Below are 17,355 nucleotides of genomic sequence, written 5' to 3'. Positions count from 1 at the left end.
TGCTGGTCTCACGCGTAAGGCGTGGTTCCCGGCGGTGCCAGCAGGGTCTGGATCAGACCGATGCCTGCAATGGCCAGAGTCGGACCGCCGACCACGATCGTGCCGATGACGCCACCGATACCCGCGCCCGCGACAGTACCCACGGCGGGCATCACGAACGTACCGACGACAGCGCCGACGATGGTGCCGAGCAAGCCGCCGACGGCCGTCGCGATACCCAGCTGGGAGGAGAAGTTGTTCTGGGCCTTCATGTTCTCGTCCGGCGACGCGACGTCCTGCAGCTTGAGGCTGACCGGCGTCAGGCTGGGAGCGACCTTGTCCTCCGGCGCAACCGGGGTGGCCTTGGACGGATCGGTGACCGGGGTCAGCGTGAGGGTCTTGCCGTCCTCGCTGATCTCCCGCTCCAGCGGGAGCTGGAGGTCGCCGAGCTGGATGGCGAGCGGCAGGCTCAGCACGGCGTTGCCGTCGGCGTCCTGGAGCTCGACGCTCTCGCCGTCACCCGAGACCTTGAAGGCACCCGCATCGATGACGGTGACGACGGAATCGCCCTCGACCTTCGCCTCGTAGTTGATTTCGTCCTGCGCAGCTTCGGCGGGCGCCGCGTACGAGGTACCCGCCGTGATCCCCATCGCCGCGATGGTCATGGTGGCCACCGCTGCAAGCTTCCTGAGCTTCATTTGTTCCCGTTCTGTGACATGTGGCGCACGCCCCCGACGGACGCCCCCCTGGATGGATCAGCTTTGCACCGCAAAGTTTCACTCCCCATAGCGAGAAACCCCAGCGTGCAGGCTGTTGCTGATCATATCCGAAATCACACCCGACTTCGTTACCGGGTGGTGCCACAAATGTGCGCGAAAAGCCGTGTGACGGTCGCCGATTCGAGACCCGAGAGGGACTTAGGTCATCCTGAGCAGTTGGGACGGACGGTGCGACCTCTACCTTGTGGCAGAGAACCTCGGCAGTTCCGTCACAAGTTACCGACGAGTAACCAGAATCAGAGAAGTTACCGGCGGGTAACTTGTGACGCGCTACGATGCTGGGGCTGATACCAGGCGGCCCGGAGCCGCCCCCGACACGAAAGGCCACGTATGAATGCCCTGACGATCACGTTGGGCACGATCGGCGTGCTGCTGAGCCTCGTGTGTTGGTACTCGTTCATCGGCGGCGCACTGAAGATGGTCAACACCGTCCGGATCGGCCAACCGGCCCCGGATCGGTGGCGTCCGTTCTTCCCGCGCTTCAAGCAGATGATCGTCGAGTTCCTCGCGCACACGCGAATGAACAAGTTCCGCACGGTCGGCTGGGCCCACTGGCTGGTGATGGTGGGCTTCCTGCTCGGCGCCATCGTCTGGTTCGAGGCATACGGACAGACCTTCAACCCCGAGTTCCACTGGCCGCTCATCGGTGGCACCGCCGTCTACCACTTCATCGACGAGATCCTCGGTCTCGGCACGGTGATCGGCATCGTCACGCTGATCATCATCCGTCAGCTGAACCACCCGCGTCAGCCTGGCCGGTTGTCGCGTTTCGGCGGCTCCGACTTCAAGGCCGCCTACTTCGTCGAGACCGTCGTCCTCATCGAGGGCCTCGGCATGATCTTCGTGAAGGCCGGCAAGATCGCCACCTACGGCCACGCGAATCCGTGGACCGACTTCTTCACGATGAACCTCGCGAAGCTGCTTCCGGCGAGCGCCGTGATGGTGTCGATCTTCGCGTTCGTCAAGCTGATGTCCGGCATGATCTGGCTGTACGTCGTGGGCCGCAACATCAACTGGGGTGTGGCCTGGCACCGGTTCGCCGCGTTCTTCAACATCTACTTCAAGCGTGAGGACGACGGCGGCGTCGCGCTCGGCGCCCTCAAGCCGATGATGTCCGGCGGCAAGCCCGTGGACATGGAAGACGCCGACCCGGACAAGGACACCTTCGGCGCCGGCCGCATCGAGGACTTCTCCTGGAAGGGCTGGCTGGACTTCTCGACCTGCACCGAGTGCGGTCGCTGCCAGTCCCAGTGCCCCGCCTGGAACACCGGTAAGCCGCTGTCTCCGAAGCTGCTGGTGATGTCGCTGCGCGACCACGGCTACGCCAAGGCCCCCTACCTGCTGGCCGGTGGCCGCAAGGACCTCGGCGGCGACGAGGTCGGCCTGGTCGACGGCGAAGGCAACGTGCTGGAGGAGAAGATCGCCGCAATCCCAGCGGCCGCCCGCGCCGAAGCCGACCGCAAGCTCGTCGGTGAAACCGCCGAACTCGTCGAAGCGGGCGAGCTCGCGCCGGTCATCGACACCGAAACGCTGTGGTCGTGCACGAACTGCGGTGCGTGCGTCGAGCAGTGCCCGGTCGATATCGAACACGTCGACCACATCATCGACATGCGCCGCTACCAGGTGCTGATCGAATCGGACTTCCCGTCCGAGCTCGCGGGTCTGTTCAAGAACCTCGAGAACAAGGGCAATCCGTGGGGCCAGAACTCCAAGGACCGCCTGAACTGGATCTCTGAGATGGACTTCGACATCCCGGTCTTCGGTCAGGACGCGGACAGCTTCGACGGCTACGAGTACCTGTTCTGGGTCGGTTGCGCCGGTGCCTACGAGGACCGGGCGAAGAAGACCACCAAGGCCGTCGCCGAACTCCTCGCCACCGCCGGCACCAAGTTCATGGTGCTCGGCGCCGAGGAGACCTGCACCGGTGACTCGGCTCGCCGCGCCGGCAACGAGTTCTTGTTCCAGCAGCTGGCGCAGCAGAACATCGCGGTCATCGACTCGGTGTTCGAGGGCACCGAGAAGTCCAAGCGCAAGATCGTCGTGACCTGTGCGCACTGCTTCAACGCGCTGAACAACGAGTACCCGGAGGTCGGCGGCCACTACGAGGTCGTTCACCACACCCAGCTGCTCAACCGCCTGGTGCGGCAGAAGAAGCTGGTGCCGGTCGCGCGTCTGGGCGAGGACGTCACCTACCACGACCCGTGCTTCCTCGGTCGCCACAACAAGGTGTACAACGCGCCGCGTGAGCTGATGGAAGCCTCCGGTGCCACGCTGCGCGAGATGCCGCGTCACGGCGAACGCTCCATGTGCTGTGGTGCCGGTGGTGCCCGCATGTGGATGGAAGAGCGCATCGGTAAGCGCATCAACATCGACCGCGTCGACGAGGCACTGACGACCGCGCCGTCGAAGATCGCGACGGGCTGCCCGTTCTGCCGAGTGATGCTCACCGACGGTGTCACCGCTCGCCAGGAACAGGGCCAGGGTGAAGGTGTCGAGGTTGTCGACGTCGCGCAGCTGATGCTGTCGTCGATCTCGCGGCTCGAGCCCAGCCGGCTCAGCGCGAACCTCGAGGTCGTGCAGGCCGAGAAGCCGGAGACCCCGGTCACCGCCGAGGTCGAGGCCGAGGAACTCGAGGCCGAACGTGTCGCCGAGGTCGAGGCAGCCGCCGTCGCGGCTGCTCCGGCAGCCGCCGCAGCCCCGAAGGGTGGCGGCCTGCAGATGAAGGGCGGTCTGAAGGCTCCGGGTGGCAAGCCCGGTGGTCTGCAGATGAAGGGCGGCCTCAAGGCTCCCGGCGCGAAGGCCGAGGCCCCTGCTGCTCCGACAGCCGAGGCACCTGCGGCTCCGGCAGCGCCTGCTGCCAAGCCGGGCGGGCTGGCGATGAAGGGTGGCCTGAAGGCTCCCGGCGCCAAGAAGGCCGCGGCTCCGGCCGCTGCCGCACCGGCGGCGGAAGCACCGGCCGCCGAGGCTCCGGCGACCCCGGCCGCACCGAAGGCCAAGCCCGGCGGACTGGCGATGAAGGGCGGCCTGAAGGCTCCCGGCGCCAAGAACGCCGCGGCTCCGGCTGCACCGGCCGCTCCGGCCGCAGCGGCACCTGCCGCCGAGGTTCCGGTTGCCGAGGCTCCCGCCGCGGTGGAACCGCCGAAGGCGAAGCCGGGCGGACTTCAGATGAAGAGCGGGTTCAAGGCTCCGGGCGCCAGGAAGGCTGCGGCACCTGCCGCTCCGAGTGCTCCGGCACCGGCTGCCGAAGCTCCCGCTGCTGGGGCTCCCGCTGCTGGGGCTCCCGCTGCTGAGGCTCCCGCTGCTGAGGCTCCGGCCGCAGCGGCCCCCACCGTGACGGAACCGCCGAAGGCGAAGCCGGGCGGACTTCAGATGAAGAGTGGGTTCAAGGCTCCGGGCGCCAAGAAGGCAGCGGCACCTGCCGCTGCGGCTGCTCCGGCACCTGCGGCGGAAGCGCCCCAGGCCGCCGAGCCCGAGGTCGCCGAGGCTCCCGCCGCCGAGGAGACCCCAGCTCCCGCCAAGCCGGCCGCGGACGTCCCGCCGCCGCCGAAGGCGAAGCCGGGCGGCCTGCAGATCAAGGGTGGCATCAAGCCGCCTGGCCGCAGGTAATCTCTCGACATCGAATGGCCCCCTCCGATTCAGGAGGGGGCCATTCGACATTCAGGGATCCTCAGCGTCCGGCAGCCGGAGAACCTTTCGAGCGTCGGCAGAGTGCGCCGATCGCACCGCCGATCACAGGCCGGAACTTGTGCAGACCCTCTCGGACAGCGCATCCAGCGCTCGGCGTACGACCGGTCCCACCGTCGCGAGCGCCTCGGGCGAGGTCATCTCCCAATGGGTCACGGGCAATACGTGATCGTGGACTTCGCCCGTGGTGGTGTCGGTCCAGCCTGTAACTCCCTGCCGACCGTCGGCCCCCGCGGTGAAATACAGAATGTCGCCGTCGAACACTCCGGGGCGGTGATGTTTCTGCAGCGTCAGGTTGTGTTCGGCCGAGGCAAGCAGTCGGCGCACCAACTGTTCGGCGCGTTCGACAGGACTCCCCGTCAGTTCGGCGACCGTCGTGACCAGACCCGGGATGTCCTGCGGTGCGCCGTCGGCAAAACCGAAGCCGGCGAGCACATCACTCAGGGACACCTCGGCACGTTCGGACGAACCACCACCGGCGAAACTGTCGAGCATCGCGAGCAGTTCGACCGACTCGCCCGCGGCCTGGAGTCGAACCGCCATTGCATGGGCGATCACGCCACCGAGCGACCAGCCGAGCAGACGATACGGGCCGTGCGGTTGCACCCTCCGGAGTTCGTCGACGTAACGCTCGGCCAGATCGTCGAGCGAAGCGGGCGCGAAGTCCGGTTCGGCGATGCCCGGTGACTGGAGACCGTGGATCTCCGTGTCCAGATGCTGAGCCAGACCCGAGTAGCACCAAGACAATCCGACGATGGGGTGCACACAGAACAACGGGGTCCCCGGGCCCTGGCTGCGCAGCGTTATCACCGGATCGAGGGCATTCCCGGTCCCGGCTACAGCACCCTGGTCCACCAGGCGAGCGAGCCCTTCGACCGTCGACTCCTGGAAAAGCCACTGCAGCGGTACCGGCGCATCGAACTCGGCGCGAAGCCTCGACACGACCTTGGTGGCGACGAGAGACGTGCCACCGAGCGTGAAGAAGTCGTCGTCCAGACCCACCCGCTCGGCACCGAGGACCTCGGCGAACACCGCCGCCACCACTTGCTCGACCGGGCTGACCGGAGCCCGGAACTCGCGCGCCTCGAACACCGGCTCCGGCAATGCCTTCCGATCCAGCTTCCCCGACGCATTGAGCGGCAGCGCCTCGAGCAGCACCACCTGCGAGGGCACCATGTACGACGGCAAGACCCCGCGAACGGCGTCACGCACGCCCACCGCATCGAGATCCATACCCGCAGCAGGAACGACGTACCCGACGAGATGCTCACCCAGATCACCGCCGCGTACCACCGCCACCGCCTGCGTGACACCGGCGACGCCGAGCAGAGCCGACTCGATCTCGCCCAGCTCGATCCGCTGACCACGGAACTTCACCTGGAAATCGGTGCGCCCCAGGTATTCCAGCTCACCGGACGCGCTCCACCGCACGAGGTCACCCGTGCGGTACATCCGGCCACCCGAACCGAACGGATCGGCCACGAACCGCTCCGCCGTCAGGTCCACCCGGCCGTGATAGCCACGCGCCAACTGGACACCGGCCAGATACAACTCCCCCGCGACACCCACCGGCACCGGACGAAGCCGGGCATCGAGGACGACCACTCGCGAATTCCACTGCGGAAGACCGATCGGGACCGTCCGCCCCATCGCATCACCCGCGACGACCCGGCGATAGGTGATGCTCACCGCCGCCTCGGTCGGCCCGTACAGATTGTGCAGCGGCGCCGACGACAGGCGCGTCCACGCACGCACCGTCTCCGGTGGCAATGCCTCACCGATGACGAACACATCACGCAGCGTGATCAGATCCTCGGATGCAGCCTGCTCGGCGAACACCGTCAACATCGACGGCACGAAATCGGTGAGCGTCACTCGCTCCCGCGCCACCGTCCGGGCCACATACCCGGGGTCCCGGTGACCGTCCGGCGTGGCGACCACCAGATGCGCACCGACCTGCAACGGCATGAAGAAGCCCCACAACGACACGTCGAAGGTCGTCGCGGTCTTCTGCAGATAGACATCCGATGCGGTGGGTGCGTAGCGATCCCGCATCCACGCCATCTGATTCGCGATCGCACGATGCGGAACCGCGACACCCTTGGGCCGACCGGTGGACCCGGACGTGTAGATCACGTACGCCGTGTTCTCCGGCCGCAGCGGCGACACCCGATCGGCATCGGTAACCGGCCGATCGGAGCAGGACGACAGATCCACCTTGTCGACGAACACCACGGGGGCCGCTCCCCCGCCGGCGAAGCCGTCTCGCGAAGTCGACAGAACCGCAACGGGCCGAGCCGAATCCAGCACGTATCCGGTGCGCTCGAGTGGATGGTCCGGATCCACCGGAACGTAGGCGCCACCCGCCTCGAGCACCGCATAGATCGCGACCACCAGATCCAGACTCCGCCGGATCGCCAGCGCCACACGAGATTCCGGACCCACACCGATCGAGATCAGATGCCGCGCCAATGCCGACACCCGAGAATCGAACTCGGCATAGGTGAGCCGGTCACCCTCGAAACTCACCGCGACCGCATCCGGCGTGAGCGCCACCTGCTGCCGATAGCGCTGCAACAGCAACTCGTCCTCGACCCGATGATCGGTGTCGTTGACCTCGACGACGAGCCGATCCCGTTCGGCGTCGTCGAGCAAGACCACATCACCGATCGACATCGTCGTATCCGCGACGAATGCCCGCAGCACCCGCAGATACCGTTGCGCGAACCCGGCGATCGTGCTGTCGTCGAACAGATCGGTGGCATAGGCGAAATCCACTGTCATTCCACCGAACTCGGTATCGCTACCAGGACGTTCCGCGACCGTGAGCTGCAGATCGAACTTCGCCACCGAGAAGTTCGGCTCGACCGCGCCGATGGTCAGGCCGGGCAACTCGAACGCGGTCGGGGCGAAGTTCTGGAAGAACAATGCCACCTGGAACAGCGGATGCCGCGCCTGCGACCGAACCGGATTGAGCACCTCGACCAGCCGCTCGAACGGCACATCGGCGTGACCGAACGCCGCGACGTCCACCGAACGCGTCTGCCCGAGCAACTCCGCGAAGGACTGCCCCGGATCGACCTGCGTCCGCAGCACCAGTGTGTTGACGAACATCCCGACGATGTCGTCGAGCGCGCGCTCACCACGACCGGCAACCGGTGTCCCCACCGCGATGTCGCCGGTGCCGGACAACCGCGCCAGCAACACCGCGAGCGCTGCATGCATCACCATGAACACCGTGGCATCGTGCTCGCCGGACAGAACGGCCAACGCCTCGTGCAGGTCCGCAGGAACCTCCACCGTCAGGTTCGCCCCGCGATGGGACGCCACCTGCGGACGGACCCGATCGGCCGGGAGATCGAGCTGCTCCGGAAGCCCGGCGAGCTGCCGCGTCCAGTACCCGAGCTGACGGGAGATCACCGACTCCGGATCATCCTCCGACCCCAGAACCTCCCGCTGCCACAACGCGAAATCCGCATACTGGACCTCGAGCGGCACCCACCCCGGCGCCTCACCCCGGCACCGAGACTCGTACGCCACCATCACATCCCGCGCCAAGGGCCCCATCGACACACCGTCACCGGCGATGTGGTGCACCACGAACGCCAACACGAACTCGTCCACCGCATCCGAGATCCGGAACAACCGCGCCCGCACCGGCACCTCGACCGCCACATCGAACCCCGCCGAGATCACCTCCGACACCGCCGGCACCACATCCGCCGACGCGACATCGACCGGCACCAGATCCACCGGCACGTCCTCCACCCGGAGAACCTGCTGCCACCCGACACCGTCGAGCTCCGGATACACCGTCCGCAACGACTCGTGCCGCGCCAACACATCCCCGACCGCCGCGGCCAACGCCGCCACATCCAACGCACCCGTCAACCGCAGCGCCAACGGAATGTTGTTCACCGCCGACCCCGGATCCAAACGGTTCAGGAACCACATCCGCTGCTGCGCATACGACAACGGAACATGCTCCGGACGCTCCCGCGCCACCAACGCCACCCGACCGCCGGAGCCGACATGCTCCGATGCCCGTGCCGCCAATCCCTCCACCGACGACGCCTCGAACAACACCCGCACCGGAACCGATGCATCCAACGCCGCGCCCAGCCGCGCGACCACCTGCGTCGCCGACAACGAATTACCACCCAGAGCAAAGAAGTCGTCGTCCAGACCGACCCGCTCCACGCCCAGCACCTCGGAGAAAACCGACGCCACCGCCCGCTGCACCGACGTCACCGGCGCGCGGAACGCCTGCGCCTCGAACACCGGCTCCGGCAACGCCTTCCGATCCAGCTTGCCGGACGCATTGAGCGGCAGCGCCTCCATCACGACGAACTGCGTCGGCACCATATAGCCCGGCAGCACATCGCTCATCTCGGCCCGCAACGTCGAGGACGACACGTCGCCGTTCGGGACGACATAGCCGACGAGCTGACCGGAACGCACCGCAACCGCAGCCGCGGCCACGTCGTCGAGGCTGTGCAGTACCGCCTCGATCTCACCGAGCTCGATGCGCAATCCCCGCAGCTTCACCTGATGGTCGATTCGCGCGATGAAGTCCAGGCGTCCGTCCGGTCGGCGGTACACCAGGTCGCCCGTCCGATACATGCGTCCGGGCGCCACCGGGTTCGCGACGAACCGTTCCGCGGTGAGACGCTGCGCCCCCAGGTAGCCGCGGGCAAGACCCTCGCCCGCGAGGTACAGCTCACCGATCCCGCCGAGCGGAACGGACCGCAGGCGGTTGTCGAGAACGAGAGCGGTCGTGCCGGGGATCGGCCCGCCGATCGCGACCTGCTCACCGACTTCCTCGGCCGTCGCCACGATGGTCGACTCCGTCGGTCCGTAGGCGTTGATCATCGAACGGTCGGGCACCTCAGGGTGCGACGACCACTGCGCTGCGAGCTCGGACGGCAGAGCCTCACCGCCCACGGCGACGACACGCAGGCCGTCGGATCGCGCGGGATCGAGGGACGCGAGAACCGCGGGGGTGGACAGGAAATGCGACACCCGCTGGTTGATGAGGAACCGCTGCAGGTCCTCACCGGCGAACGTGTCGTGCGGCGCGATGACGAGGCAGGCACCGGAAGCGAAAGCAAGCAGCATCTCCAGCTGCGCCGCGTCGAATGCCGGGTTGTAGCTTTGCAGCACACGGGAATTCGGAGTCACTCGATAGGCATTCACAGCCCAGGTCGCGAGGGGCCCGAGGCCCCGGTGGGTGACGACGACGCCCTTGGGTTTCCCGGTGGAACCCGACGTGTAGATGACATAGGCCGCGTCGTCGACCGAAATCTGCGCATTCACCGGCTCCGCGGAACCGCTGAGCGAGTCCGCCGTGACCCAGTGGACCCACGAGCCCACGCCCGCGGGAGGCGAGTTCTCGCAGATCGCGACACCGGCACCCGCTCCGCGAATTTCGTCGTCGACGCGGTGGTGCGGCTGGTTCGGATCCAGCGGCAGGTAGGCGGCACCGGTCTTCGCGACAGCCCAGATGGCCGTCACGAGGCCGACCGAGCGTGGCATCATCAGCGCGACCACATCCCCGCGGGTGACACCGGCCGCAACGAGCTCCTGCGCCAGCCGGTTCGATCGCTCGTCCAGCTCCCGGTAGGTCAAGGTCGCGTGGGTATCGGCCACCGCCGGCCGTTCGGGATGACGCGCCGCCGTCTCGGCGAGGATCCGAGCCAACGTTCTGGGGGCGTCCGGAGCGTCCCCTTCGAGGGGCGCACCGGATTCCAGCGGGATGTCCCGGACCTCGATCGTCGGATTCACAGCGACGGATTCGAGAATGCCCCCGAGCTGCCGCGCGATCGACGCTGCGAGGGATTCACCGAAAAGCTCTCGAACGAAGCGGATTTCGATGTCGATCCCCGCAGCCTCGGCACCCGACGACATTTCACGGAACGCGACGATCAGGTCGAGGTCCGCCGACGGGGACTCGTCACCGATGCCCGATATCAGCCCGACCTGGAGATGCCGTCCACCCAGGAGATCCGCGAGCTCGTCGTAGGGAACGTCCGGGGCTCGAAATGCCTGGGAGTCGAAATCCTTTGCCGCCCGCACCAACTCACCGAACCGATGCGCCGATTCGACCACGGTCCGAAGTGGGATCACGTTGCTGCCGGTTCCGGATTCGATCGGTGCTCCGATGACGACGTCGTCATCCTGCCCGAGTCGCGACAACAGCACCGCGAGCGCTGCGTGCACGAGAACGAACGTCGAGGCGCGCTCCTGCCGAGCGAGTACGAGGAGCGCACGATGAATCTCCGCCGGTACGTGGGCTGTGGTCGTGCCGAATGTCCGGGTCGAGCCGGACGCGGATGTGCGCTCGACCTGCAGCGGCGCAGGGGTTTCGACACCGTCGAGCGCGCGTCGGCGTTCGGCCGAGGCCGTTGATGCCGCGTCCTCGGGCTCGACCGGGCGGAGCCGATGTTCGTGATCCCAGTAGCCGAACCTGCCCTGGCGGTACATCCGGCTGCCGGGAGGACCCGCGGGGTTCGCAACGAATGTCGCTGCCGTCCAGCCGGCCCGTCCTTCGAAGCCCCGGGTCCACGCCGACGCCACCAGATAGATCTCACCCATCGAGTCGAGCGGTACCGGCCTGAGCCGCGTGTCCAGCAGGATCGCCGAGACGGGACTGTCCGGCAGACCGGACCACTCCACAGCATCGGACGGATCGAGGCGACTGAGAACCTCGTCGATCAGAGCCGGATCGCGGCGCACGTGCTGCCGCGCGCCGTCGTCGGGACTGTTCGCGACCTCGATGCTCCGGATCAGGTTGGAGGCGCCGAGCTGAGTGAGCACCAGACTTGCGGGGGCCCCGAACGGCGTGGATACGTAGCCGACACAGGCCGCATGGTCGAAACGGACCGCGTGCCGACGCTCCGGGTCCGGCGGCGTGTCGGCATCGCGGGTTTCGTCCACGTCGATCCGGAGCACTCCGGCCGGGACGAGGAGCGGATCGGAGGCGATCGCGGCGACCACGCCGGCGTCCGCGAAGAAGAGGGCACGAACCGGTTCGGGAAGTTCCGGGTCGATCGGGACGAGGGTGGCGCCGCTGCGGATCACACCCCACGTCGCCGCGATCCGCTCGTTCGAGGGCCGCAGGACCACCGCAACCCGATCTTCAGCACCGAACCCGCGCTCGACGAGGTTCGCGGCGATCTGCCGGGAACGTTCCTCGAGGTCGTACCCGTCGGCGGTGCGCGGTCGGTTCGTGCGGTCGTCGGTGTCGTAGTCGTCCAGCACGTCGATCAGGGTTTGCTCGACGCCCGCTGCCGGTGTGGCGATCCGGGAGACGACGGCGTGCTCGGCTGCGGTGAGAATTTGGTAGTCGCCGATCGCGACGGTCGGCCCTGCAGTGACGAATGTCTCCAAATATCGCAGGAAACGTTCGTGGTGGCGATCCAGTTCGTCCGGTTCGTAACGCGCGGGATTTGCTTCGAAGTCGATTCGTAGTCTGTTCGGATGAATTCCGGGGTAGATCGAAACGGACAAATCTTCGACCGGTCCGGTGCTGAGGACGTTGTATTCGCCGGTCACTTCGCCGAGCACAATTTCCCGGTGGAAGAGCATGATATTGACGAGGGGTCCGAAACCGGCGCTGCCGGCGGTGAGTCCGGACATTTCGCGGTACATGTCTTCGTATCGGTACCGCTGGTGCCGCAGCGCCCCGGTGATCTCGGCCTGGATCGTCCGGACGAGGTCCTGCGGGGTGGCAGTGGGTTCGACCCGCATTCGTAGCGGCACCACGTTGGCGAGAGTTCCACCGGACCGCTTCGCGGCGGCCGTGGTGCGAACCGCGACAGGCAGGCCCAGCACGATGTCGCTCTGTCCGGTCATGCGGGCAAGGAACGCCGCGAACGCGGCGAGCACGATGGGCACGGCGGTGGTGCCCCAGTCCGCCGCTGCCGCGTCCACGTACCCCAACAGGTCCGGACTCATTTCGTGCCGCACGAGGCGGGACGGCATGCGCGGGGGTCCGGATCGGTCGGTCAGGCGCGCCGGCCGGGGCAGGTCCGCGACTCGCTCCGCCCAATAGGCCCGATCGTCCTCGAATCGGGCAGTGGTCCGGTACGCGTCCTCCATTGCGTACAGTTTCCGCAGGTCGACGGCTTTCGACGGCGGCGCCTCGGTGCCCTGAATCGCGTGCGTGTACAGCTCGGCCACTCGATTCATCAGCGTCATCGCGCCGTGGCCGTCGAGCACGAGGTGGTGGGCCACGCTCAGCCAGAAGTAGCGGTCTTCGGCGATGTGGAGCAGCTCGGTGGCGATCAGCCGATCCCGGTACAGATCGATCGGTCGGCTATACCGCTCGACCATGTAGTCCCGGGCCGCCTTTACCGGATCGTTGTCTTCCCGGAAGTCCCGATACCGAAGCGCGTCCTCGATGGTCGGATCCACGACCTGGTAGGGCTCGCCGTCCCGGTCGAGGATCAGCAACCCGGGCGACAGCAACTCACGGGACGCCCGGTCCGCCGCAGCGACGAGCACATCGAATTTCAGAGGGCCGCGAACGTCCACGTACTGGGCAATTGTGTACGGAACATCGGGAGAAATCTGCTGAGCGACGAAGAGTCCCCGCTGCGAGGGTGCCAGCGGAAACGGCGACAATGATGTTGATTCGCCGTCGCCCGACTTCGGCACGCCCGACCCCTTTTCGACACTCGGTGATCCCCGTACGCCACTGCGTACGTACAAAGACTTATCCTAGCGGGGAAAGAATCGTTACCTTTCGTATACATGACTGCACTCGGGGAGCGGTCGCATGTGTTCGACATCCGGTTACCGATCGGCGGAGACGGAAGCCTAGGAGTTGCATTTCATGGATGATCGGCCCAGCACTGAGCCGACCGGCGCAGGCGCCCTCCGGGAGGGAAGGAACCTGCGACGCCCACTGCTCGTGGCCGGCGGGGTTGTCGGGGCTGCAGTGATCCTGTGGTTCGGCTTCTCCACCTGGAGGGTGTACGACGGCCTGCAGGACGCGAAGGCCAGCGCCGAATCCGCCGTCGACGCCGCACTCGGCGGAGACATGGGTGCCGCCGGCGACGCCGTGGACGCCGCAGAGTCGTCGGCAGCGAGCGCAGTCGACTCCTCCGAATCGGTTCCCTGGCGAGTCCTCCGCCTCATCCCTCGCGTCGGCGCGCCGTTCGAGACCGTGCACCAGATCGCGAAGGTGACCCAGGGGCTCACCGCAAATGTCGCAAAACCGACCGTCGAGGCCGGCAGCGCATTCTCCCTCGACACGCTGGTCGCCCCCGGCGGTCGGATCGACGTCGCCCTGCTGCGCGACGCGGAGCCGATCCTCGCCGACGCGGCGATCGCGACGCGCCCGCTCGCCGAGCAGGCGGCACGGATCCCCGAGGCCGGCTTGTCTCCGGTCGACAACGCCCGGGTCCAGGTTCGGGATCTGACCGCCCGACTCGCCGATGCGCTCGACGAAGGTGCCGACGTCGCCCAGGTTCTGCCTGCGATGCTCGGAGCCGACGGACCCCGCAACTACTTCATGGCCTTCCAGACGCCCGCCGAAGCACGCGGTACCGGCGGCCTGGTCGGCGGCTTCGGCGTCGTCAAGGCCGAGAACGGCGTGGTCGGGATCGACACCCTCGCATCGAACAACGACGTCCCCTACTGGGAGAGCTTCGAACCCCTGGATCTCGGTCCCGATTTCGCGGCCACGTACGCGTTCTCCGACTCCGTCACCACCGACATCCGCAACAGCAACTTCAGCTCCCACTTCCCGTACACCGGCCGGATCTGGCAATCCCTGTGGGAACAGCAGTCCGGTCAGCGCGTCGACGGTGCCATCGCCACCGATCCGATCGCCTTGAGCTACGTCCTCGAAGCGATCGGGCCCGTCACGCTGCCCAACGGGGACGTGATCGATGCCGGCAACATCGTCGACGTCACGCTCTCTTCCAACTACCTGCGCTTCGCCGACGACAACAACGCCCGCAAGCAGTACCTCCAGGACATCGCCGCCGCGGTCGTCGCGAAGATGACCGGTTCCATCGAGTCGCCCAAAGCGCTGATGGACGCGCTGTCGCGGGCGGTGAGCGAGAACCGCATCGCGGTTTGGAGCGACCGCCCCGAGGAGCAGGAGGTTCTCGCCGACAGCGCCATCGGCCACACGGTTGCGGACACCCCGGCGCCCTACGCCGAAGTCGTGATCAACAACCACGCCGGCAACAAGATGGACTACTACCTGCGCCGCGAGATCGAGTACCGGGCGGAGACCTGCACGGGTGACACCCGCAAGTCGACCGTCACGGTCCGTCTGCACAACGACGCGCCCGAAGAAGTGGTCGGCTATCCGCGCTACGTCGCCGGGATCATGGAGACCCGAACCGAGAAGGTCCCCATGGGATCCAACCTCCCGATGGTCAGCCTGGTCGCCACACAAGGTGCCCGGCTCGACAAGGTCACCGTCGACGGCAATTCGGCGTTCCCGCTCCGCGGAACCGAAGTGGGGCATCCGGTTTTCCATATCCGCACAGCCGTCCCTCGGGGCGAGACCGTGGAGGTCGTGTTCGAAATGACCGAGCCGAGCGCACCCGGCGTCGCGCAGACGCCGATACAGCCTCTGGTCGACACCCCGACCGTGACCGTCGACGTCCCGGTGTGCAATGCGTGACCACTTGATGACCGAAGAAGGACGTTCGGTCGCAATCCTCGGCACGCGCGGCTATCCCAGCTACTACGGCGGTTTCGAGACCCTCGTGCGCAAGCTCTCCCCCTATCTCGTGGATCGCGGATGGGACGTGACCGTGTACGGACGCACCGGCACCACCGTGGTCGACGATCCGGGGCGCGATCGGCGCGTCAAGACGGTCACGACCGCCGGCGTCGAGTCCAAGGCACTGAGCACCCTGTCCTACGGGTTGACCTCGGCCGCTCATGCCACGCGGCGACGACCGGACGTCGCACTGATCATGAACGTGGCCAACGGTTATTGGCTGCCGCTGCTCAAGGCTCGCGGGATTCCCACCGTCCTCAACGTCGACGGCATCGAATGGGAACGCGACAAGTGGAGCACCTCGGCCAAGACGGTGTTCAAGGGCGGTGCTCATCTCACCGCTCGGTTCGCCGACTGTCTGATCTACGACTCCCACGAGATCGCCCGCCGCTGGCAGCGTGAATGGAAGCGGGACGGAATCTTCATCCCCTACGGCGGCGCCGTTCCCCCGCAACTGGCACCCGTGGACGGACTGCCGTCGCGGTCGTACGCCCTCATGGTGGCCCGCTTCGTGCCCGAAAATTCGGTGCGCGAATTCTTCGCTGCGGCAGAGAAACTCAGTCGCGACTGGGATGTCGTGATCGTCGGATCGTCAGGGTACGGCGACGAACTCGACGCCGAGGCGGATCGGCTGTCCCGTTCCTCGGACCGCATCCACTGGCTCGGGCACGTCAGCGACGACGACAAGCTGTTCGCCCTGTGGCAACACGCCGGCGTCTACTTCCACGGACACAGCGTGGGCGGCACCAATCCCGCCCTGGTGCAGGCAATGGCGTGCGGCGCGCCGATCGTGGCGCGCGACACGGCGTTCAACCGGGAGGTACTCGCCGACTCCGCCCGATTCGTTCGACCGGACGGCGACGCCATCGCAACGGAACTCGCAGCGGTCATGTCGGATCCCGAGCTCCAGTCGGACCTCGGTCGGCGCAGTCGCGAACGTCAGGCGAGCCACTACACCTGGGACGGTGTGTGCGCGGCGTACGAGAAGGCGATGATCTCGCAGATCGACGCTCGAGCAGCAACCGGCCGAAATGCCCACCTCTGAGAACGATGGACGAAGAATGAATCGACGAACCCTGTCACCCAAGGTCCGCGCGGCCGCACTGTCCTCGCTGCTCACCGTCGGCGTCGCACTCGCCGGCCACACCGCGGCGGTCGCGGATCCCGTCGGCGAGACCGGAACCGACGTGGCCTCCTCGACCTCCGCTGATGATTCGACACTCGAATCGGTCACCGACATCGACGACCGGCACCTCGTCCTCGAGGTCTATTCGGCGTCGATGCAGCGCGTGGTCCCGGTGCACGTGCAGCGGCCCGCGGACACCAGCGTCGCCCGTCCCACCCTTTACTTCCTGGACGGCGCCACCCGCAGCGAGAAGACCGACGTCGAGGAGTTCCTCGCCGACGAGAACGTCAACATCGTCTCCCCCATCGGCGGCGAGAACGCCTACTGGACGGACTGGAAGAATCCCGACCCCAATCTCGGGGTGAACAAGTGGCGCACGTTCATGACGGAGGAGCTTCCCCCGATCGTCGATGCTGCCTTGGGCACCAACGGGATCAACGCGATCGCCGGCATGTCGCGTGTGGGCACGGCCGCGCTGCAGCTCGCGATCGCGAAGCCGGGACTCTACAAGGGTGTCGCCCTCTACAGCGGCTGCGCCAACATCAGCGACCCGCTCGGCTACGCGATCGTGACCCTGTCGATGGACGAGTACGGCCAGGGCGATCCCGCCAATATGTACGGTCCCGCAAACGATCCGGAATGGGCGGCAAACGATCCGTATATGCACGCCGAAAAACTCCGCGGCACAGAGCTGTTCATCTCCACGGGCAACGGGCTCCCCGGCAGGTACGAAACCCTCGACGGTCCCCACATCGACGGCAGCGCAGCGACGTTGTTCCGTCAGGTCTACGCGGGTGGTTCGATCGAGGCGGTCACCAACTACTGCACGCACCGTCTCGCAGATCGTCTGACCGAACTGGATATCCCGGCGACCTACAGCTTCCGCAACAGCGGAACCCATTCGTGGGGTTACTGGAACGACGACTTCCACGATTCGTGGCCTGTGTTGGCGCGATCGCTCGGCCTCTAGCAGATGTCCGGGCACACCTGGGCAGAGATCGGGTTAGCCACGAATCCGTCGCTTCATACGGGTGGGCTAC

Annotated in this window: 6 protein-coding genes; 4 read left to right on the top strand and 2 right to left on the bottom strand. The window is 66.7% G+C overall.

The window, feature by feature from the left end; all coding sequences use genetic code 11:
* Window positions 1–8 precede the first annotated feature (8 nt).
* Entirely contained in the window at window positions 9–677 is a 669-nt protein-coding gene (locus ACWDUD_RS04205; RefSeq protein ID WP_450108418.1) for an ammonium transporter, read from the bottom strand.
* 411 nt (window positions 678–1,088) lie between these two features.
* Here ACWDUD_RS04205 and ACWDUD_RS04200 point away from each other — a divergent pair, with 411 nt between their 5' ends.
* Window positions 1,089–4,364, top strand: coding sequence for a (Fe-S)-binding protein (locus ACWDUD_RS04200; RefSeq protein ID WP_450108417.1), 3,276 nt, complete (start codon window positions 1,089–1,091; stop codon window positions 4,362–4,364).
* Between the two features lie 123 nt (window positions 4,365–4,487).
* On the opposite strand, the gene ACWDUD_RS04195 is transcribed toward ACWDUD_RS04200, so the two are convergent.
* Window positions 4,488–13,100, bottom strand: coding sequence for an amino acid adenylation domain-containing protein (locus tag ACWDUD_RS04195; RefSeq protein WP_450108416.1), 8,613 nt, complete (start codon window positions 13,098–13,100; stop codon window positions 4,488–4,490).
* 178 nt (window positions 13,101–13,278) lie between these two features.
* On the opposite strand from ACWDUD_RS04195, the gene ACWDUD_RS04190 reads away from it, so the two are divergent.
* Genes ACWDUD_RS04190 through ACWDUD_RS04180 form a run of 3 tightly spaced genes read left to right on the top strand, consistent with a single transcriptional unit; the run spans window position 13,279 to window position 17,285 of the window.
* Complete coding sequence (locus tag ACWDUD_RS04190) at window positions 13,279–15,087, top strand: DUF4012 domain-containing protein (RefSeq protein WP_450108415.1); 1,809 nt, start codon at window positions 13,279–13,281, stop codon at window positions 15,085–15,087.
* Window positions 15,080–16,234: a glycosyltransferase gene (locus ACWDUD_RS04185; protein ID WP_450108414.1), complete on the top strand. Its 1,155-nt coding sequence runs from the start codon at window positions 15,080–15,082 to the stop codon at window positions 16,232–16,234. Before ACWDUD_RS04190 ends, ACWDUD_RS04185 begins: the two co-directional genes overlap by 8 nt.
* 16 nt (window positions 16,235–16,250) lie before the next feature.
* Window positions 16,251–17,285 (top strand): alpha/beta hydrolase, encoded by a 1,035-nt coding sequence (locus ACWDUD_RS04180; protein ID WP_450108413.1) that lies wholly within the window; start codon window positions 16,251–16,253, stop codon window positions 17,283–17,285.
* Window positions 17,286–17,355 lie beyond the last annotated feature (70 nt).

The sequence above is a fragment of the Rhodococcus sp. NPDC003382 genome, assembly GCF_053589135.1.
The sequence above is the reverse complement of the archived record's forward strand: the minus strand, read 5'-3'. Positions and strand labels throughout refer to the sequence as shown.

Excerpts from the sequence above, each read along its gene's own strand:
- ACWDUD_RS04205 (WP_450108418.1), bottom strand. The coding sequence starts at position 677 with ATGAAGCTCAGGAAGCTTGCAGCGGTGGCCACCATGACCATCGCGGCG.
- ACWDUD_RS04200 (WP_450108417.1), top strand. The coding sequence starts at position 1,089 with ATGAATGCCCTGACGATCACGTTGGGCACGATCGGCGTGCTGCTGAGC.
- ACWDUD_RS04190 (WP_450108415.1), top strand. The coding sequence starts at position 13,279 with ATGGATGATCGGCCCAGCACTGAGCCGACCGGCGCAGGCGCCCTCCGG.
- ACWDUD_RS04185 (WP_450108414.1), top strand. The coding sequence starts at position 15,080 with ATGCGTGACCACTTGATGACCGAAGAAGGACGTTCGGTCGCAATCCTC.
- ACWDUD_RS04180 (WP_450108413.1), top strand. The coding sequence starts at position 16,251 with ATGAATCGACGAACCCTGTCACCCAAGGTCCGCGCGGCCGCACTGTCC.